The organism is Ammoniphilus resinae, assembly GCF_017873965.1.
Lineage (GTDB): Bacteria > Bacillota > Bacilli > Aneurinibacillales > RAOX-1 > Ammoniphilus_A > Ammoniphilus_A resinae.
Genome location: NZ_JAGGKT010000002.1, coordinates 165911 through 184511 on the forward strand (window position 1 = coordinate 165911; position 18601 = coordinate 184511).

23 protein-coding genes are annotated in these 18601 nt (G+C 43.7%); 18 read left to right on the plus strand and 5 right to left on the minus strand.

From position 1 onward, the window contains the following. The first annotated feature begins 16 nt into the window (after positions 1 to 16). The 3 genes from J2Z37_RS04785 (at position 17) to J2Z37_RS04795 (ending at position 2834) form a co-directional block, all read left to right on the plus strand. A complete protein-coding gene (locus J2Z37_RS04785) occupies positions 17 to 919 on the plus strand; it encodes a glycine betaine ABC transporter substrate-binding protein (protein ID WP_209809089.1) in 903 nt (300 codons plus the stop codon). 25 nt (positions 920 to 944) lie between these two features. Continuing rightward, the gene (locus J2Z37_RS04790; RefSeq protein WP_209809090.1) at positions 945 to 1586 is read left to right on the plus strand and encodes an ABC transporter permease; all 642 of its coding nucleotides are present in this window, start codon (positions 945 to 947) and stop codon (positions 1584 to 1586) included. A gap of 63 nt (positions 1587 to 1649) precedes the next feature. Continuing rightward, the gene (locus tag J2Z37_RS04795; RefSeq protein ID WP_209809091.1) at positions 1650 to 2834 is read left to right on the plus strand and encodes a M20 family metallopeptidase; all 1185 of its coding nucleotides are present in this window, start codon (positions 1650 to 1652) and stop codon (positions 2832 to 2834) included. A 40-nt stretch (positions 2835 to 2874) separates the two neighbouring features. On the opposite strand, the gene J2Z37_RS04800 is transcribed toward J2Z37_RS04795, so the two are convergent. Then, the gene (locus tag J2Z37_RS04800; RefSeq protein ID WP_209809092.1) at positions 2875 to 3798 is read right to left on the minus strand and encodes an alpha/beta hydrolase; all 924 of its coding nucleotides are present in this window, start codon (positions 3796 to 3798) and stop codon (positions 2875 to 2877) included. Positions 3799 to 3931: 133 nt separating this feature from the next. On the opposite strand from J2Z37_RS04800, the gene J2Z37_RS04805 reads away from it, so the two are divergent. Beyond that, the gene (locus J2Z37_RS04805; RefSeq protein WP_209809093.1) at positions 3932 to 4624 is read left to right on the plus strand and encodes a hypothetical protein; all 693 of its coding nucleotides are present in this window, start codon (positions 3932 to 3934) and stop codon (positions 4622 to 4624) included. 32 nt (positions 4625 to 4656) lie between these two features. Here the strand turns inward: J2Z37_RS04805 and J2Z37_RS25715 are convergent, their stop codons facing one another. Beyond that, positions 4657 to 4782, minus strand: coding sequence for a hypothetical protein (locus J2Z37_RS25715; RefSeq protein WP_280922155.1), 126 nt, complete (start codon positions 4780 to 4782; stop codon positions 4657 to 4659). 282 nt (positions 4783 to 5064) lie between these two features. Here J2Z37_RS25715 and J2Z37_RS04810 point away from each other — a divergent pair, with 282 nt between their 5' ends. The 8 genes from J2Z37_RS04810 to J2Z37_RS04845 all read left to right on the plus strand — a co-directional run bounded on the left by J2Z37_RS04810 (position 5065) and on the right by J2Z37_RS04845 (position 10528). Then, positions 5065 to 5295, plus strand: a complete 231-nt coding sequence (locus J2Z37_RS04810; protein WP_209809094.1) for a ferredoxin — start codon at positions 5065 to 5067, stop codon at positions 5293 to 5295. Between the two features lie 130 nt (positions 5296 to 5425). After that, complete coding sequence (locus J2Z37_RS04815) at positions 5426 to 5845, plus strand: DUF1284 domain-containing protein (RefSeq protein WP_209809095.1); 420 nt, start codon at positions 5426 to 5428, stop codon at positions 5843 to 5845. A 263-nt stretch (positions 5846 to 6108) separates the two neighbouring features. Continuing rightward, a complete protein-coding gene (locus J2Z37_RS04820) occupies positions 6109 to 6579 on the plus strand; it encodes a nucleoside deaminase (RefSeq protein WP_209809096.1) in 471 nt (156 codons plus the stop codon). A 52-nt stretch (positions 6580 to 6631) separates the two neighbouring features. Continuing rightward, the gene (gene map / locus J2Z37_RS04825; RefSeq protein WP_209809097.1) at positions 6632 to 7381 is read left to right on the plus strand and encodes a type I methionyl aminopeptidase; all 750 of its coding nucleotides are present in this window, start codon (positions 6632 to 6634) and stop codon (positions 7379 to 7381) included. 259 nt (positions 7382 to 7640) lie between these two features. Beyond that, positions 7641 to 8282: an NAD(P)-dependent oxidoreductase gene (locus J2Z37_RS04830; RefSeq protein ID WP_209809098.1), complete on the plus strand. Its 642-nt coding sequence runs from the start codon at positions 7641 to 7643 to the stop codon at positions 8280 to 8282. A 136-nt stretch (positions 8283 to 8418) separates the two neighbouring features. Continuing rightward, complete coding sequence (locus tag J2Z37_RS04835) at positions 8419 to 9597, plus strand: beta-propeller fold lactonase family protein (RefSeq protein WP_209809099.1); 1179 nt, start codon at positions 8419 to 8421, stop codon at positions 9595 to 9597. A 189-nt stretch (positions 9598 to 9786) separates the two neighbouring features. Next, positions 9787 to 10125 carry a cupin domain-containing protein gene (locus J2Z37_RS04840; RefSeq protein WP_209809100.1) on the plus strand — a complete coding sequence of 113 codons (339 nt, stop codon included), beginning with the start codon at positions 9787 to 9789 and terminating at the stop codon, positions 10123 to 10125. Positions 10126 to 10183: 58 nt separating this feature from the next. Further along, positions 10184 to 10528, plus strand: coding sequence for a phage holin family protein (locus J2Z37_RS04845; RefSeq protein WP_209809101.1), 345 nt, complete (start codon positions 10184 to 10186; stop codon positions 10526 to 10528). Positions 10529 to 10571: 43 nt separating this feature from the next. Here the strand turns inward: J2Z37_RS04845 and J2Z37_RS04850 are convergent, their stop codons facing one another. Both J2Z37_RS04850 and J2Z37_RS04855 read right to left on the minus strand, forming a co-directional pair. Then, positions 10572 to 10802 carry a hypothetical protein gene (locus J2Z37_RS04850; protein ID WP_209809102.1) on the minus strand — a complete coding sequence of 77 codons (231 nt, stop codon included), beginning with the start codon at positions 10800 to 10802 and terminating at the stop codon, positions 10572 to 10574. A 22-nt stretch (positions 10803 to 10824) separates the two neighbouring features. Beyond that, positions 10825 to 10980, minus strand: coding sequence for a hypothetical protein (locus tag J2Z37_RS04855; protein WP_209809103.1), 156 nt, complete (start codon positions 10978 to 10980; stop codon positions 10825 to 10827). A gap of 165 nt (positions 10981 to 11145) precedes the next feature. Here J2Z37_RS04855 and J2Z37_RS04860 point away from each other — a divergent pair, with 165 nt between their 5' ends. From J2Z37_RS04860 to J2Z37_RS04885, 5 genes are all read left to right on the plus strand, one after another. After that, complete coding sequence (locus tag J2Z37_RS04860) at positions 11146 to 12564, plus strand: amidase (protein ID WP_342453780.1); 1419 nt, start codon at positions 11146 to 11148, stop codon at positions 12562 to 12564. Between the two features lie 32 nt (positions 12565 to 12596). After that, complete coding sequence (locus J2Z37_RS04865) at positions 12597 to 13949, plus strand: short-chain fatty acid transporter (RefSeq protein WP_209809104.1); 1353 nt, start codon at positions 12597 to 12599, stop codon at positions 13947 to 13949. 36 nt (positions 13950 to 13985) lie between these two features. After that, entirely contained in the window at positions 13986 to 15035 is a 1050-nt protein-coding gene (locus tag J2Z37_RS04870; RefSeq protein ID WP_209809105.1) for a hypothetical protein, read from the plus strand. A 21-nt stretch (positions 15036 to 15056) separates the two neighbouring features. Beyond that, entirely contained in the window at positions 15057 to 15680 is a 624-nt protein-coding gene (locus J2Z37_RS25720; protein ID WP_273701390.1) for a UGSC family (seleno)protein, read from the plus strand. A 112-nt stretch (positions 15681 to 15792) separates the two neighbouring features. Then, a complete protein-coding gene (locus tag J2Z37_RS04885; protein WP_209809108.1) occupies positions 15793 to 16638 on the plus strand; it encodes an MBL fold metallo-hydrolase in 846 nt (281 codons plus the stop codon). Between the two features lie 11 nt (positions 16639 to 16649). Here the strand turns inward: J2Z37_RS04885 and J2Z37_RS04890 are convergent, their stop codons facing one another. Then, the gene (locus J2Z37_RS04890; RefSeq protein WP_209809109.1) at positions 16650 to 17543 is read right to left on the minus strand and encodes a LysR family transcriptional regulator; all 894 of its coding nucleotides are present in this window, start codon (positions 17541 to 17543) and stop codon (positions 16650 to 16652) included. Positions 17544 to 17663: 120 nt separating this feature from the next. Between J2Z37_RS04890 and J2Z37_RS04895 the strand changes: the two genes are divergently transcribed. Continuing rightward, positions 17664 to 18584 (plus strand): DMT family transporter, encoded by a 921-nt coding sequence (locus J2Z37_RS04895; RefSeq protein ID WP_209809110.1) that lies wholly within the window; start codon positions 17664 to 17666, stop codon positions 18582 to 18584. Positions 18585 to 18601: the final 17 nt, after the last annotated feature.

Sequence of the window (18601 nt, forward strand, 5' to 3'; positions counted from 1 at the left end):
GAGGAGTGTTTCAAATATGAAGAAGAAATTAATATTAGGTTCCATTTTATCAGCGGCAATGTTAGTAACCAGCGCCTGTGGCGGGGGTGGTTCTGATGAAATAACGATTGGTGCTCAAACTTATACAGACCCAAAAATCATAGCCCATATGGTGGAAGCATTGGTAGAGGAACAAACGGACCATGAGGTGAAAATTATCAAGGATATTTCCGCAAGTCCGCAAATTATCTCGGCGATGGAACAGGGAGAAATACAGATTGCTACTTTATACTCAGGGGAAGTTTACAATAACCATTTTGGCAAAGATGAGGTTGAATTTACAACAGATCCACAGAAAACCTTAGAACAAGCCCAGAAATTGTTTAATGAAAAATATGACTTTACCTGGTTTGATTCTTTAGGATTCCAAAATAAATATACGATTGCCATCAAACGCGATTTCGCTGAAAAGAACAACATTACCAAGATGTCAGACCTTGCACCCTTTGCTGATCAACTTCGTTTAGGAACGGACAGCACATGGTTGGAGCGTCCAAACGATGGATACCGAGCCTTTTCCAAGCATTATGGATTTGAGTTTAAGGATCCCAAAGGGATGGAAGTTCAGTTAATGTACACAGGGGTTGAAAACAACGAGTTGGATGTCGTCACTGCGTATTCCGTTGATCCTCAAATCATTCAATTGGATCTAAAAATGCTAGAAGATGATAAAGCCTTTTTCCCACCATTCAGTGCCAGCCTTGTCGCGAGAAATGACATGTTGGAAGAATATCCAGATGTGAAGAAGATTATAGAATCTCTAACGGATACAATTGATGAAGAAACCATGACGAAATTAATCTACGAAGTTGACATTAACAAGCGAGATGAAAAAGAAGTTGCCTTGGAATACTTGAAGGAACAAGGGTTATTGAAGTAAATCTAACAAAATAAGGTGTGAGACCATGGAATTTATGACAGAATTGCTAAGTTATATGGCGAACCATTGGGATCATTTATTGGAATTAACGCTCGATCATCTTCTCATGGTTGTTTATGGAATCTTAATGGCATTAGCTGTGGGGGTTCCCCTAGGAGTGATTTGCGCGAAGAATGAACGATTTGCCCCGGTCATTTTATCCACGGCGAATATCATTCAAATTATCCCGAGTTTGGCTTTGTTGTCAATTCTAATGCTTTACTTTGGGCTTGGCTTTACCACGGTTGTCTTTGGATTGTTCCTCTATTCCTTGCTCCCGATTATTCGCAATACCTATGTGGGACTAAAAGAAGTGGATCCCCATCTGTTAGAAGCAGGAAAAGGGATGGGCATGACCCCCTTGCAGCTCTTAACCAAAGTACAAATCCCTTTATCTTTACCGTTTTTGATGGCCGGTTTTCGCGTGGCGGCGGTAATTGCTATTGGTGTGGCAACCATTGCACCCTATATCGGAGGCGATGGCTTGGGAAGAGAAATCGTTGCCGGTATCAATGGTCGGTCAGAAATTGAAATCTATGCGGGGGCAATTCCAGCTGCATTGTTAGCCATCCTCGCGGATTTTCTCCTCGGTATGCTGGAGAAGAGATTAAAAAGATTGACAGCCTAAAGAAAGAAGGGTCAGACCTGAGAAGGTCCGACCCTTTAGCGTTGAAAGGAGAGGAGAACGTTGATGTTAGAAAATCTATTTGAGCGTTTAGAAGAAATTTTTCCGGAGATGGTCCGCATTCGCAGAGAACTGCATATGAATCCTGAACTGTCTTTTCAAGAAGAGAAAACACCTGCATTTATTGCTGCATACCAGCGCGAGTTAGGCCTCGAAGTTAAGACAGGCGTAGGTGGAAACGGTGTGGTAGCGAAACTAGCTGGCGGAAAGCCCGGAAAAACGATTGCCTTCCGTGCCGATTTTGACGCGCTTCCGATCGAAGAAGCGAACGATGTTCCTTATCGCTCGAAGGTTCCAGGTGTGATGCATGCTTGTGGGCACGATGCACACACGGCGATTGCTTTAGGACTGTCCAAAGCCTTGGTAGGAATGAAGGATCAGCTTGAAGGAAACGTGGTGTTCATTCACCAGCATGCGGAGGAATTAAATCCCGGCGGGGCAAAGGCGATGATTGAAGATGGTTGCCTTGAGGGCGTCGATTGCATCTATGCGCTGCATATGGAAAATTATTTTCCGATTGGAAAAGTGATTTATAGCAATGATTATATTTTAGCGGCTTCCGATGAATTTGAGATTGAAGTGATCGGTCGTGGAGGACATGGTGCCTTTCCGCACGATACCATAGATCCGATCATTATCGCGTCTCAGTTAGTTTGCAATTTACAGCAAATCGTCAGCCGACGAGTAGATCCTTTGCATTCTGCGGTTTTGTCGGTGGGCTCCTTTCACTCCGGAAAGGCCCATAATGTGATCCCCGATCGAGCGGTTTTGAAAGGGACGGTTCGTACGTTTGATCGAGAGGTAAGAGTCCTGATGCAAAAAGAGCTGGAACGCATCACTTCCCATACCTGTCAGGCGGCAGGGGCAAAATATGAATTCCATTATGAGTGGGGCTATCCGGCAACCAAAAACCACCTGGCAGAAACCCAGCTTTTAGTGGAGGCTGTGGCAGATGTCGTTTCGCCGGAGGACATTGTAGCGATTCCACCGAATATGGGCGGCGAGGACTTCTCTTATTTTCTTGAGAAGGTACCTGGATCCTACTTTTTCATCGGTTCGGCCAATGAGGAAAAGGGATTGATCTATCCTTACCATCATCCGAAATTTGATATCGATGAGCAGGCGTTGTTGATTGGCGCGAAAACATACGCAGCAGTGGCGATGAAGTATCAAACGAAAAACCCCCGATAGAGGCTCGGGGGTTTTTCGTTTGGGTAAAGCAACGCGTATCTTATTCCTTTATAAACTGGGCCACGAGTCGATGTGCCTCGCGACTTTCCTCCGAATCCGGAAACGTTCGTAAGAAGCCGTGAATCGTCCCTTCAAAGCGTGTCATCGTAACGGGGACTCCTGCCTCTTGCAGGCGTTTGCCATATTCTTCGCCCTCATCGCGGAGAACATCCTTTTCGATCGTCAGGATCAGTGCCGGGGGTAACCCGTTGAGATCTGCTTTAATCGGTGAGGCATAGGGGTGTGTGCGATGCTCTTCTTTTTCTAGATAAAAATTCCAGAAATGGCTCATTTTCAAATTGGAAAGCCCAAAACCTACCGCATTCTCCTGATAGGACGGATAGGGGGATGGTGAGCCATGATGGTGAAAATCAGTGACAGGGTACAGCAGCACTTGTTTTGAAATAGTTGGGCCACCTTGTTCCCTAGCCATGAGACAGACGACAGTCGCCAGGTTTCCTCCGGCACTGTCTCCCGCTACATAAAGCGGAGTTCCTTCCGCGTTTAATTCTTCGCGATGATCATCCACCCATTTTGTGGCTGCAAAACAATCTTCAGGCGCAGCTGGAAAAGGGTGTTCTGGTGCCAATCGATAATCGACGGACACCACTTTGCAACCTGTTTCCCTAGCGAGTAACCGGCAGACGACATCATGCGTTTCCACACTAAGTAAGACAAATCCTCCTCCATGAAAATAGACGATTATCGGAAAAGGTCCTTCCCCTTCAGGGGTATAAATGCGAATCGGGATGTGTCCGGCAGGGCCGGGAATCTGGTGATCCTGAACAGATGCAACCTGTGGCCGTTGTTCGACCGGTGGAACAAGCGTATGTTCGATATCACGGGATGCGATCATTTCCTCAGGCGTCATTTCGGTTGAGGGTATAAGACGTAAGTTTTCTATTACATGCGGTTTTAGGGACATGACAATTCCTCCTCAGACATAAACCTAGCTCTTCTTCTATAATAGCCTTTAATCTGGACAGACTCCACCTTTTTTGTAAGTGTATGTCAATGGTATAATAATGGAAAGTGAATGTGAAAGGGGTACAGCTTTTTTGAAAAAAATAGGATGGATCTTAACATCATTGGGCATCGTTCTAGCCGGTGGACTTTACTACGGGTATGAACAATTTATAAATGTAAAACCGCAAGCCATCACTATTCCCCAGGAGGAGAGGTTCTTCCAAGACGATGGAACAAGCCTTGATTGGCTAGAGGATCCTGCCCTCGTGGAGAATACAGATACAGTACCAAAAAACCAACCTGTGGTTGAATCACCATCAGACGTTGTGGTAACCGAAAACACTGTAAAAGAGCAAACTTCTTCACCGAAGCGAGCTCCTAAACAAAATATTGATTCTGGACAACCTTCTGCTACACCTGTGAAGAAAGCGAATCCCATTGCAGAAATCAAAAGCAAATACACCGTTCAATTTAAAAAGCTGGAGCGTACCTATCAAGGAAAGTTGATGGGATTAATTGGACAAGCCAAGGCAGATTATGTCGCGATGAAAAAAGGGGAACTTGAAACCTCCACCATGTCTCTAGCTACCGAGTACTTAAAGCGCGCACAGCAAATGGAAAGTGAGGCGGATGCACAGTTTTACTCCGTGCTTTCCCAAATGAAGCAGGAGTTGATTAACCAAGGTCTTCCTAATAAACTTGCGGATAACGCAGAGATCGAATACGAACAAAGAAAAAAGAACCAGCGAGCGGCTCTCCTACAGAAGTTTTCGTCGAAGCTATAAGAAAGAAAACGCCCCCAAAAGGGGGCGGAAAGTTAGTGTTTCATTCCGTGCTTAACACCATAACGAACAGCCAGGTAAATACCTCCGATGACCAAGGCCATAGGAATAAGACACCAAAGTCCAACACCCATTCCATAACCCATCATGCCATACATCATGTGAATCACTCCCTTTCTACCTTCAATATAACACCATTGGAGGCAGCTACAGTGTATGAAGTGTGAAGTATTTTTGAATTTTTTACTCAAGTTAATATTTAAGGGATAATTGAACGATGAAGGACAAATCTTGCTTGTACATCATGGGAAATGTCCTTCATAAATCGCGGTCCCAACAACAAGACTTTAACTTATAGATTTTGATCTGTATCAAGTTATTTAATGCCCCAAGAGATTAAGATAAAGGTGCGAAACAAAATCTCTAGTTGGGAGAGGATCCTAATGGCGAAATACACATGGGTAGACAAGGAAACATGCATTGCTTGCGGGGCGTGTGGGGCAACAGCGCCAGACATCTATGACTATGATGACGAAGGATTAGCCTATGTCACCTTGGATGACAACCATGGGATTGTAGAAATTCCTGAAATCTTATGGGATGACATGGAAGACGCAGCCAATGGATGTCCAACGGATTCAATCAAGGTTCAGGATAAACCATTTAATAAGTAAATTCATTGAAGGGTATCCCGATAGTCTAGATTTTTAGGCTGAGGGATCCCTCTTTTTTTTCGCTAAGTTCAAAAACGGTATGCCAAAAAGAGTCATCTTATTCTAAAATGAATGAGAAAGGAGACTACCAATGAAAATCTTAAGAGGGCATCATGTATTATGTATCCACGGCTTTCAGGGGATGGGCTACAGTTCGGAATTCATCGATAAAATGACCGAAATTGTAGAGGATATGCGGAATGAACAAATGACTTTCCCTGTCAGAGTTGTCCAAGATCTTGACGAGGCCTGCTTTAGCTGTCCGAATCGGGGAGATGGGTTTTGTAATGCGGGGGAGGATTCCGATGATCACGTGCGGAATATGGATTCAAGGGCCATGGAGCACCTTGGGATTACACATGGTGAGATTTTGGATAAAAATGCATTAATCCGCTTGACAGCCCGGAAGATCAGAACTGAAGATCTGAATGATATCTGTGAAGGATGCTCCTGGTTAAGATACGGGGTTTGCAAAGAGGGGATCCGAATGCTGAATCAAAAATTTACCTAAAGAAAGGCAGGTTCAACCTGCCTATTTACTTTACGGTCTGATGAATTCCTGCACCCAGTAGGTTCATAGGAGCCTCCCTTAGCAAGACCAACCCCAATTTCCGTATAATTCTTATTTAATATATTCGCCCTACATATGCAATTCTCATTATGAAAAATCAGTTTTTAAGCAGATTCTCGCTAGCGCATGAAACCCATTCTCTCTTCATATGATGAAATGATTAGCCCCGCTGACATCAGGACATTGTAAAGGAGAATGCCGATATGGAAAGGGAAAAGTGGATGGAAATGGCCATACAACTGGCGCTAGATAATGTGACTAAGGGACATGGCGGACCATTTGGTGCGGTAGTTGTCAAGGACGGAAAAGTGATCGGGGTCGGGCGAAATGAAGTAACCGCAAATAACGACCCCACGGCACATGCTGAGATCCAGGCGATCCGCGAGGCCTGCAGTCATTTGGGAGATTTTCAATTGGCCGGCTGTGAAATCTACACCAGCTGTGAACCCTGCCCGATGTGTATTGGCGCGATCTATTGGTCGCGGCCGAAAGCTGTCTATTATGCCTGTTCGAAAGAAGACGCTGCAAGAATCGGGTTTGATGACCATTTTATTTATCAACAACTTGCCCTTCCTTTTGCTGAAAGATCGGTAGAGATGAAAAAGATTTACCCGGAAACAAGCAGCTTGCCTTTTCAAGCTTGGGAAAGTACACAGAATAAAATCATTTATTGAGGGATAATATTTGATACAATAGAAGATGCGAATAATTGTTTTGGAGGCATACATGATTACCATTAAAACTGAAGAAGAAATTCAGAAAATGAAAGAAGCAGGAAAAATCCTGGCCGCTTGTCACAAAGAAATCGCGAATTTGATTCGTCCAGGGATCACAAGCCTTGAAATCGATCAATTTGTGGAGAAACTTCTGCAAAAACACGGAGCAACCCCGGAACAAAAAGGCTATCACGGATACCCTTTTGCAACCTGCGCTTCTGTCAATGATGTGATTTGTCACGGTTTCCCTTCCAAAGAACCATTGAAAGATGGTGACATCGTGACCATCGATATGGTTGTGAATTTGAATGGGTGGTTGGCGGACTCAGCTTGGTCCTATGCTGTTGGGGAAATTTCTGAAAAAGCGCAAAAGCTGTTGGACGTTACTAAAGAATCTTTGTATAAAGGAATTGAAAAAGCGGTGATCGGAAATCGAATTGGCGATATTTCCTATGCCATTCAATCCTTTGTCGAGCCATTGGGTTATTCCGTGGTACGAGATTTTACTGGACACGGCATCGGCAAAGTGATGCATGAAGACCCCGCTGTTCCGCACTATGGACCTGCAGGTCGCGGCCCCCGGTTAAAAGAAGGCATGGTCATCACTATAGAACCTATGATCAATACAGGTAAATACCATTCCAAGGTCGACGAAGACGGCTGGACTGCACGTACGCGTGATGGCTCGTTGTCTGCCCAATATGAGCATACGATTGCCATTACAAAGGACGGTCCCGTGATTTTGACGGATCAGGATTGAGTGGGATAACGGAAAATATTTCCGTTATCTTTTTTATTTCGTTAGATGATGGCGGGATAACGGAAAGATTTTCCGCTATTTTTGTTTGTAAGCTATTTCAGGCAGGTTGGCCATTCCTTTAAAGGAAAATATTTCCGCTATCTGAACTATTTTTGGTGTGATCTCCCTGATAACGGAAATTTCTTCCGTTATCGTTAAAACCCCATATGATTCCCGGAAATATTGGGATAATATTAGAAAATATATCGGAGGACGAACCATGAAAATAGGAATCATTGGTGCAAGCGGGAAGGCAGGAAGGCTGATTCTAAAAGAGGCAATTGACAGAGGACATGAAGTGACTGCCATTGTTCGTGATGCATCCAAAGTTCAAAACACAAAAATTGCAGTTTTTGAAAAAAATATCTTCGATCTGACATCAGAGGATCTTAGCCAGTTTGATGTTATTGTAAATGCCTTCGGTGCACCTATGGGGCAAGAAAATCAACACGTGGAAGCCGGTAGAGTGTTGATTCGTGCACTTAAAGGGGCACCCCTGACAAGATTAGTTGTCGTTGGAGGGGCTGGAAGTCTCTATGTGGATGAACAGAAAACCATTCGCGTCATGGAAACCCCTGAATTTCCTGAGGCCTATCTAAAAACAGCTGAGAACCAAAGCAAAAACCTGTCGGAATTACAAAAGTCGACTGGTTTTCAATGGACTTTTATTAGTCCTGCAGGTTTCTTTAACCCCGAAGGAAAACGGACAGGCAGCTATCAAAAAGGGGGAGACTTCCTTACCCTCAACTTAAAAGGGGAGAGCTACATCAGCTATGCGGATTATGCCATCGCCGTTCTAGACGAAATCGAGGATCCCCATCACATCAACGAGCGTTTTTCCGTTGTGGGGGAAGCAGAATAGGGTTCAACTGCCACTCCAACAAAAGATTTTTTGGTTTGATGTCACCTAACCGTCGAAAATAGGGGGAAAATCTATTACTTTAAAATGACATTATCATATGATATTAGTGCCAAATCCAAAAAATGAGGTGAGCTATTTGGGAATTAGACCGAGAAAAGCTTGTCCTGATGAAACGTGTTTTCAAGATCTTAAGGAAATGTTGCAAGATTTGGAAGGAAGATTTATTTCAGTTGCGCTTTCAGGCAGTTTTGAAACTCTACAAGGAAAGCTGTTTCGGGTTGATGAAGGAAAAATTATACTCGTTGGGTTATTCGGTTTACGAATTATTCCAATCTGTACGATCAGTTCTATCGATCACGGTCCTTTTGCTTATGTAGCAAATAGTGCAGATGATACCGTCTCCGTAATAAATACCGCAACCAATACGGTGTTCTCTTTGATTCCTGTTGGGGACACCCCTTTCAAAATTGCCATTACACCTGACGGATCCCGTGCCTATGTGACAAATCGGAACAGCAGTACGGTATCCGTGATTGACACGGCCTTAAACGAAGTGATCGATACCATTGAATTGGATCCTGCCGCCATTCCTAGAGGTATTGCGATTACGCCTGACGGAACCCGGGCCTATACAGCAAATCAAAACAACAACACGGTGTCCGTCATCGACATCACCGCGACACCCAATACAGTCATACAGGTCATTGATCTTACAGCTGTTGCCCCTCCTGCATTATCTCCTAACGGAATAGCAATTACCCCCGATGGTTCCCGTGCCTATGTTGCTAATACAGGCAATAGTATCGTATCTGTGATTGACATTACTGTTACACCCAATGTCCTCATACAAAACCTTGATATTTCTCCTGGTGGGGTATTTCCCGCTGGCATTGCCATCAGACCAGATGGTACCCGTGCTTATACCGCAAATGTTGGCAACAATACGGTGACCGTCATTGATATCACCGTGACACCAAATGTGGTCGTCGTTAATATTCCCCTTGTCGCCAACACTCCTCGTGCCATTGCTATCACACCTGACGGAACCCGGGCCTATACAGCAAATGAAAATACCTCCTCGGTGAGCACAATCCACTTGGGTTTGAATGAGGTCATAAATACAGTTTCACTTGCTCCAGCCGGAACAATCCCCCAAGACATTGCCATCACACCTGACGGAACTCGAGCATACACAGCAAATCAAGGAACTAGCAATGTCTCTGTTATTAACACAGCAACAAACACATTAATCAACGGCCCGATTGAGGTCGGAGAATCACCTATCGGAATAGCAATTACCCCAATCCTTATATGAAAAAAGCTTATAAGCCAGGTTATTAGCTATAGATAATCCTCCTTAAGAGAAAAGAAAGGAGGATTTTTTTAATGACTAAATGAAAAATAGTTAAGTCCAGGAACAATTAAATTTATAAACGTGACAGATTTACGGATTTAACTTATTATTTAGACAGTAAGTAAAATTCGTGGGAGGTGTCACGTTTATATGAAAGTATCTCAAACTGAAACCTTAAAAGGCTTTTCTCTTGGAGATGTAATACAGCGTCCATTCACAGGGGACCAAATGATGGTAGTAAGAGGGGAGGCTCCCAAAGGAGCCATTGTTGAAAAGCACTCCCATCCACATGAGCAGATGCTTTATGTTATTTCGGGTTCGTTACGGTTTCAATTAGAAGAGGAGGAGCAGGTGCTCGGTCCAGGTGAAATTGTACACATCCCATCAGGCAAAGAACATTCATTGGTATTTCTCGAAGATTCCCTAATCCTTGATGTGTTTTCTCCGATTAGAGAAGACATGCTGAAAAAGTTGGAGCAACAACAATAGTTCAAAGGGCGAACCAGCAAAACTGGCAAGCCCTTCATTTCTTTAAGAGGTGATAAAAATGAGGTTTCTCCTCCGGATATTATTTAGTGGACTCTCTCTGTGGATTGCTGACTTGCTAATCGACAGTATCAGCTTGCGGGGATTTGGCACAGCCGTATTAGCTGCGATTATCTTAGGGTTGGTTAATTTTTTTATCAAACCCATCTTAATCTTCTTCACCTTCCCGATCACCGTTTTAAGCCTTGGACTATTTTTACTAGTCATCAATGCAATTACCTACTGGATTGCTTCATTGTTCGTTCCGGGTTTTGAGATCTATAGTTTTTGGGGAGCATTCTTGGGAGCGATCGTGACGTCGGTGGTCAATGCGCTCCTCAATAGTTTGATTAAAGACCGGGATTAAGAACAGACTCGCGAAAAACAAAAGTCGGATTAAAAATCCGACTTTACCTAAATTCTTCCCGAATCCGGTCAATATCGTAGACCACGTTATCGAGCATCATTTTGATTTTATTATTGTCTGTCGTTTGATCGACTACGGCAATCGTATCGACATCAATTTCCACGCCGGCCTCATATACATTGCCATCGCGGACAATATAAGCCCCTAAGTTACTTTGGGCAACGATTCCTTTACTGCCAAAAAATTCAGCCCTCGGCATAAGATGTGGTTTCATCTAATCCCTCCTAGATTATCAATTACTCATAGTATAAATAACGATATTTCCGATAAATCTCCTGATCCACATCGGTTTGTATGACCTGTTCGATCATAGGATTCGATGTATCTAGCCTATCTTCCGGTATATCAGCAACTTGTACTTCAGGATCTTGATTGAGCTCATTTCTTTCCATGGATAATCCCTCCAATCTGTTCATTCCTAATCTATAAGGTGCCCAAATAGAGGATATTTATTTGGTGTAAAAAATTTTTTATGTTTAACATTCATTAATAGAAGGATTTCGCACGAATTATAGGAATATTAATAATATACCGATATGATGATAGGAGTTGAAAAAGTGGAACAGGAGATTTGTTTTGCAACAGCCAGGGATCTTGCACATGCAATACAAGACCGCAAACTATCAGCGCGTGAGGTGATGGAAGCTCATTTATCCCAGGTGAAACGGGTCAATCCACAAGTGAACGCCATTGTATCATTAGATGAAGAGAAGGCTATGCAAGCAGCCATTCAAGCAGACGAGAGACTAATGCGTGGGGAAAGCGTAGGGGCTTTTCACGGTTTACCCATTGCCATCAAGGACACACACAATGCTGCTGGTTTTCTCACCACCTGTGGTTCTAAGGCATTGCGCGACAACATGGCTACAAAGGACGACCTGATTGTCGAAAGATTACGCGGAGCAGGGGCAATAGTGATAGGGAAAACGAATGTCCCGGAATTTGCCGCTGGTTCGCATACTTTTAACGAAGTGTTTGGAGTGACGCGCAATCCGTATCATCCTTTGCGCACTGCAGGGGGAAGCAGCGGCGGAGCAGCGGTGGCAGTAACTTGCGGAATGATCCCTTTTGCCGATGGCAGTGATATGGGTGGTTCTTGCCGTTACCCGGCAGCTTTTAACAATGTCGTTGGATTGAGAACTTCACCTGGACGAGTACCGACATATCCAAAAGCGGCTTTATACTCTCCGCTTTCTGTCCAAGGACCTATTACGCGAAATGTTTCCGATGCTTTGTTTATGATGTCCGTCCTAGCCGGGCCTGACGCGAGATCTCCGCTTTCCATTGAAGAACCAGGGAAGAAATTTCTTGAACCCTTGGAAGCGGACATCAAAGGACTTCGTGTTGCATACTCTGTCGATCTGGGTGGTTTGATTCCAGTCGATGCCGCGGTTAGGAAAAATTTCGCAGAGCAGATCCAAATCTTTAACGATTTAGGGTGCAAAGTGGAAGAAGTCTGTCCAGATTTCTCGGATGCAGATGCAATCTTTCAAATTTGGCGTGCCTGGGAAATGGAAATGACATACAGCGAACTATTTGATCAGTACCAAAACCTGATGAAACCAAGTTTTGTCTGGAATGTGCAAAAAGGGCGTGTATTAAACGGTGTCGATATCGGGCGGGCAGAGAGACTGCGCAGTCAGCTTTACCATCGGTTACGCGAATTTTTCTCGCAGTATGACGCGTTTATCCTTCCTGTTAGCCAAGTTCCACCATTTGACGCGAATTTCGAATATCCAACAGAAATCAATGGCAACTCCCTTACAACCTACATTGATTGGATGCGTTCTTGTTACTACATATCTGCCACCGGAAATCCTGCGTTGTCTGTTCCAAGCGGTTTTACAGAGGATGGATTGCCTTTAGGTTTGCAAATTGTCGGGCCACACCGCGGTGACTTTGAAGTGTTGAGAATAGGCTATGCCTTTGAACAAGCAACAGGATATGGCAAGCAAAGACCAAAGCTGGCTCTATAGATTTTTTATAATATGTGAAAGGGTTGAACTCAATGTTTAAGTCAATGACCTTGTTTTTTGACAGAGCCGTACAACGTTACCTGCCAGATGCTTTTTTATTTGCAATTCTATTAACTTTAGTAGTATTTGTATTAGGAATTGGCTTTACCGAAAGCACTCCATTAGACATGGTAAAGTATTGGGGTGATGGGTTCTGGAATCTGCTTGCTTTTGCTATGCAGATGTCACTCATCGTTGTAACAGGCTATGTTTTGGCGAACAGTCCTTTCTTCGAGTCCTCATTGGCAAAGTTAGCGAATCTTGCGAAAACACCAGGCCACGCAATTCTTATGGTTACTTTTGTAACCGCTGTTGCTTGTTTGATTAACTATGGATTCGGTTTAGTAATCGGCGCCTTATTTGCAAGACATTTAATCCGCGCCGTACCGAAAGTCAATTATCGACTGTTAGTTGCGAGTGCTTACAGCGGCTATTTGGTTTGGCATGGGGGTCTATCGGGTTCCATTCCGTTGACTCTAGCAACTCCCAAACATTTTCTAGAAGATAAAGTAGGCATCATCCCGATCACCGAGACGATTTTTACAAGCTACAATATTTTTATCGTAGTCGTTTTGCTGGTTACCCTTCCTTTATTAAATTGGCTTTTAATGAAAAATACAGATGATCAAGACAGAATGGCAGAACTGTTATCTGAAAAAGAAATGGCTGCAGCGATTGAGCCGCCAACGGAGCCTGCAAGAGAAATGATTACGGGTGAACCATTATCTCCTGCTGATCGTTTAGAAAACAGTAAGCTCATTTCCATGATCATTGGTCTATTAGGTCTAAGCTTTATCGTCTATCATTTTGTTACGAAAGGACTAGACCTGAATATCAATATTGTCAATTTTATCTTCTTATTTTTGGGGATTCTGTTTCACAAAACCCCTCGCCGCTTCTTAAACAGCGTCACAGAGGGTGTAAAAAATGCCGGCGGAATCATCATTCAGTTTCCTTTTTATGCGGGAATCATGGGGATGATGGGTGCTTCAGGGTTATCAGCACTCATTTCCATGTGGTTTGTCGATATTTCCAATGAAGTTACTTTCCCCTTATTTACCTTTATCAGTGCCGGCTTTGTTAACTTATTTGTTCCATCCGGTGGCGGTCAGTGGGCAGTGCAAGGACCGATCATGATCCCTGCAGCGATGGAGCTTGGTGTTGACACAGCAAAAACGGCAATGGCCATTGCCTGGGGTGACGCCTGGACGAACATGATTCAGCCGTTCTGGACCTTACCGATGCTAGCTATTGCTGGACTCAAGGTAAAAGATATTATTGGATTTTGTGTGATGACTTTGATTTGGGGATTCATTCCGATTGCTATTGGGCTTTTATTCCTTTAAAAAACCATTGATTTACGAAAAGGAGGTACTAACCTAATGGAATCAACAATTAAACTTGATAATTGGGCAAATACCATGGAGTATTTCTTTGAAAAGGGATGGACAGATGGGTTGCCGATTGTTCCTCCGACGAAAGAACTTGTGGAAGCCATGTTATCCCACACGACGAGAGATCCGGATGAGATTGTTGCCATAGTTCCCCCCAGATGGGTCGGTGCAACGGTTCGTGATGTCGCGATTAATGCGGTGATGGCTGGCTGTAAGCCGGAGTATTTGCCAGTTGTCATAGCAAGTGTGGAAGCGGCTTGTGATGAACGGTTTAATTTAAATGGAATCCAGGCGACAACGCATGTTGTGAGTCCTTTAATGATCGTAAATGGCCCAATCCGAAACGAACTATCTATTAATTCTAAATACAATGTGTTTGGTCAAGGTTTTAGAGCGAATGCAACGATTGGGAGAGCGTTTCGCCTAGTATTAATGAATTTAGGCGGCGGGATTCCCGGAGAGACGGATCAGTCCTGTTTTGGACACCCGGGGAAGTTCTCCTATTGTATCGCGGAAAACGAAGAGGAGAGTCCCTGGGAGTCCTATCATGTAGAAAAGGGTTATAACGCTGAGGATAGCACAGTGACACTGTTTGGAGGAGAGGCCCCTCACAGCTGTTCCAACCATGTAAGCAATGATCCGTATGGGATCTGTATGACCATCGCCGACACCATGGCAACTCTTGGGAATAACAATCAATTGGTGTCAGGTGAAATCGTGGTTGTGATTGGTCCGGAACATGCGGAGACGATTAAGCAAAGCGGTTGGACAAAAGAGGATATTCGCTACTATCTCTATCAAAACGCAAGAAACAATATTGAAAAATTAAGGTTTTACGGAAGATACGGCAAAACATGGAATAAAAACTGGCCAAAATGGATTGATCGAGATAATCCTGAGGAGAGGGTTCCCGTTGTTCCTAAACCAGAAAACATCCATATCCTCTATGCTGGCGGACCTGCTGGCCGATTTTCTATTGTGGTTCCTGGTTGGGGAAGAATGGGCGGGCAGGCTGTTACCAAATTGATTCGAAAATAACTAAAAAGGAAGGTGGAAAGCATGTTTGAGGTTTACATTCCTACAGGACTTGCGGAAACGAAATTAAAATTTCCATCCCCCCGTTTAGATACACTGGACGGAAAGGTCCTCGGGCTACTAGACAACGGAAAATGGAATTCGAAAAAACTTTTAAATGAAGTGCAAGATATCCTGATCAAAAACTACAACATCAAAGATGTGATCAAATGGAAAAAGCCCAATTTCTCCGCGCCAGCGAATCGGGATATGCGTGAGGAAATAGCTAAGAAATGCGATTTTGTTGTGTCAGCAATTGGTGACTGAGGGTCCTGCACTTCGTGTTGTATACACGATGGGGTTGGACTTGAAGAACTTGGTGTACCAGTTGCTGCAATTGCCACCACCGTTTTTTCCAAAGAAGCGAAGAACTCTGCAAACATTCTGAGGATGCCAGATTTTGTTACGGTAGAGATTACACATCCGTTATCAACCTTAACGCAGGAGCAAATCCGTGAACGAGCCTACGAAGCGGTGCAAAGCATTGTGCCGATCATTACGGGGCAGGAGGTTGATCTGAGGAAAGAGACTGGTGAAAAAGTTGAAAAGCTAGTAAACACAAACCATTCCGATAACAGTCAAAACGTTGAAAGCTGTGCAGATGAGTGAACGGTGTAAGTCCAAGGTGTCCGTGTGACACCTTTTTAATTTAACTAATTTTTGTCTAACCCTTTGGACAAATTAGGAAATGATTCCTAATCATTTAAAAGGGGAAATGGACGTGGAAAAAGATTTGTCCTATGGCAGTGATTACAAATATTTACCGGTTACTTCCATACGAAGTGGGCTTGGAGTAGAGGTAAGACCTGATATTTATTGTCATACCATTCAGATTGTGAATATCTGTTTGGTTGGCGATCCAAAAACAGAGGACTTTGTCTTGATCGATACAGGAATGCCAAAATCTGTAGATGAGATCATCTCTGTAGTCGAAGGGCGTTTTGGTTCGCAAAGCCGTCCCAAAGCGATTGTTTTAACACATGGTCATTTTGATCATGTTGGGGCTGTTGTTGATTTGGTCAAGGAGTGGAATGTTCCTGTCTATGCCCATGAGCTGGAGATGCCTTATTTAACAGGAAGAGAGAGCTACCCCGAACCAGACCCAACAGTAGAAGGAGGGATGGTGGCAAAGATGTCACCGATTTTCCCAATTGAACCCATCAACTTAGGAGATCACGTTAGACCCCTTCCATCTGACGGAAGTGTTCCTGAGCTGTTAGGCTTTCGCTGGATTCACACGCCAGGACACTCGCCGGGGCACATCTCTTTATTTAGAGAAGAGGATCGCTTGCTAATCGTTGGAGACGCATTTGTTACGGTGAAACAGGATTCCCTCTATAAAGTGCTAACACAAGATTTTGAGATAAATGGACCACCTAGATACCTGACCACCGATTGGCAGGCCGCTTGGAATTCGGTAAAGAATCTGCAGGCCCTAAATCCAACGGTTGCTGTTGTTGGACATGGGATGCCTATTTCCGGGGAGGTCTTATCCAATAGTTTGGAAAAACTGGTAAAGGAGTTTGATCGGATCGCCATCCCGGATTACGGAAAGTATGTGCAGTAAGGAAAAGACCATCAGTTCGAATTGCTGGTGGTCTTTTCCATGATTCCAGTTAGATTTTTTATAAACTCACGGGTTGCGGCGCTCATAAATTTTTCTTTTCGATAAACGATCCCGATTTCTTTTTGCGGGGTAGGCTCGTGAATAGGGATGATCCGTATTTGACTTTTATCAAGATTGGTTAAATATGATTTCGGTAGGATCGTCGCCGCGACGTTGCCCAACACGATGTCTACTAACGCATCTAAGGTTGTCATTTCAAAAATGGGGCGGAATAAGAAGCCGGCTTTTCTCGAGGCTTCATCAATAAGCTGCCTGACCAAGAATCTAGGAGGCAGCAGCACCATGGGGATGGTCTCTAAATCCCTTAATTCCACAGTCGAATGGCCCGCGAGTTGATGGTCAACTGAAACGGCTAAGGATAGCTCCTCTGTAAACAACGGGATCCGTTCTAATTGTCCATCCTCCAAAGGTAAAAAAACAACACCAAGGTCTAATTCGTTCTGCAAAAGTCTCCGTTTGGTCTCCTCTGTTGAGAGTTGGCTGATGGTTATTTTGATATTGGGATACTGTTTGTGAAAAAGAATAACCGCCGAGGTAAGAAGATGGTTCAACGAGCACCCAATGGTAATTTCGCCTTGCTGCAGTCCTTTCAGTTCTCCTATTGCTGCTTTTGCCTGTTCGATGGTATCGACAACCTGTGTTGCATACTTCAAAAGCACACGTCCCGCTTCGGTCATCATCACTTTTTTTCCCACCCGATCAAATAGGGGAAGTCCAAGCGCATCTTCCAATTGACGAATTTGTTGGCTTAAAGTAGGTTGCGTAATATTTAAGGTTTCCGCTGCTCGAGTAAAGTGCAACTCCTTACACACAGCGATAAAATATTCAAGTTGCCTGATCTCCACGCTTACAACCCCTTAAAATGATAGATGATATCTATCATTTTAATAAAATATTACAATTTGATCAATGATTAAAAAGGGCATAGAGTGAAAGATAGGAATTAGGAAAAAGGAGGGAACCTTTTGCATCGAGCTTATCTTTTTCTATTGTTATGTAATTTACTATGGGCGGGGAACATTATTTTCGGAAAATTAGTTACGTCTGAATTAACACCACTATGGATCACCTTTCTGCGTTGGTTTATCGCAATTCTTATTCTTGTTCCGATCACCCAGTTGCTAGAGCGGCCGAATTGGATGGGCATCTTGCGAAAGCATTGGAGGCCATTAGCTTTGATGGGGATCTTTGGAGGCATTCTTTTTAATGGCTTAACTTACATAGCGATTACGTACACGTCACCAACCAATGTTGCCTTGATTAGTGCCTTGATGCCCGCTTTTATTATGATTTTTTCTGTTTTGTTTCTTCATGAAAAGGTTGGGATAACTCAAATACTCGGTTTGGCTCTCTCCTTTTTTGGAGTGGTTTTCATCTTGACAGGCGGGGCACCTTATCAGGTTTTTCAAACCCAATATAATTTAGGCGATTTGTTGATGCTTGTGGTTGGTTTATGTTGGGCGATCTATTCTATCTTAGCAAAAAAACTTTCTCACGTGACACCCTTAACAGCGACCACGATTTCCTCTTGCTTTGCAGTCCTGTTTATGCTGCCGTTTCTCCCATTTTCTCCGGTAGATCTTGTTCAAGTCACGACAATGGGCTGGGTGGGGATCCTATACATTGGCATCTTTGCCACTGTAGGCGCCTTTGTTTTATGGAATATTTCAGTCTGTGAGCTAGGTGCGAGCAAATCCAGCATCTCCATGAACCTGGTTCCCGTTTACACAGGAATTCTAACGATTTTCCTTGGTGGACAACTGGCGGTCTCGCAGGTGATCGGTGGATTAATTGTGTTCGGAGGGATGATACTAACTACAAATTTAGTCCAGTTTGGTCTGGTACACAAGAAGACTGTCCGAAATTTACATAATAGGGTAGGGTAACCCCCAATATGGTGTGG

Bases quoted from the DNA above. Each gene is read 5' to 3' on its own strand.
- J2Z37_RS04785 (WP_209809089.1), top strand. From the start codon at position 17: ATGAAGAAGAAATTAATATTAGGTTCCATTTTATCAGCGGCAATGTTA.
- J2Z37_RS04790 (WP_209809090.1), top strand. From the start codon at position 945: ATGGAATTTATGACAGAATTGCTAAGTTATATGGCGAACCATTGGGAT.
- J2Z37_RS04795 (WP_209809091.1), top strand. From the start codon at position 1,650: ATGTTAGAAAATCTATTTGAGCGTTTAGAAGAAATTTTTCCGGAGATG.
- J2Z37_RS04800 (WP_209809092.1), bottom strand. From the start codon at position 3,798: ATGTCCCTAAAACCGCATGTAATAGAAAACTTACGTCTTATACCCTCA.
- J2Z37_RS25715 (WP_280922155.1), bottom strand. From the start codon at position 4,782: ATGATGTATGGCATGATGGGTTATGGAATGGGTGTTGGACTTTGGTGT.
- J2Z37_RS04810 (WP_209809094.1), top strand. From the start codon at position 5,065: ATGGCGAAATACACATGGGTAGACAAGGAAACATGCATTGCTTGCGGG.
- J2Z37_RS04815 (WP_209809095.1), top strand. From the start codon at position 5,426: ATGAAAATCTTAAGAGGGCATCATGTATTATGTATCCACGGCTTTCAG.
- J2Z37_RS04820 (WP_209809096.1), top strand. From the start codon at position 6,109: ATGGAAAGGGAAAAGTGGATGGAAATGGCCATACAACTGGCGCTAGAT.
- map (WP_209809097.1), top strand. From the start codon at position 6,632: ATGATTACCATTAAAACTGAAGAAGAAATTCAGAAAATGAAAGAAGCA.
- J2Z37_RS04830 (WP_209809098.1), top strand. From the start codon at position 7,641: ATGAAAATAGGAATCATTGGTGCAAGCGGGAAGGCAGGAAGGCTGATT.
- J2Z37_RS04840 (WP_209809100.1), top strand. From the start codon at position 9,787: ATGAAAGTATCTCAAACTGAAACCTTAAAAGGCTTTTCTCTTGGAGAT.
- J2Z37_RS04845 (WP_209809101.1), top strand. From the start codon at position 10,184: ATGAGGTTTCTCCTCCGGATATTATTTAGTGGACTCTCTCTGTGGATT.
- J2Z37_RS04850 (WP_209809102.1), bottom strand. From the start codon at position 10,802: ATGAAACCACATCTTATGCCGAGGGCTGAATTTTTTGGCAGTAAAGGA.
- J2Z37_RS04855 (WP_209809103.1), bottom strand. From the start codon at position 10,980: ATGGAAAGAAATGAGCTCAATCAAGATCCTGAAGTACAAGTTGCTGAT.
- J2Z37_RS04865 (WP_209809104.1), top strand. From the start codon at position 12,597: ATGTTTAAGTCAATGACCTTGTTTTTTGACAGAGCCGTACAACGTTAC.
- J2Z37_RS04870 (WP_209809105.1), top strand. From the start codon at position 13,986: ATGGAATCAACAATTAAACTTGATAATTGGGCAAATACCATGGAGTAT.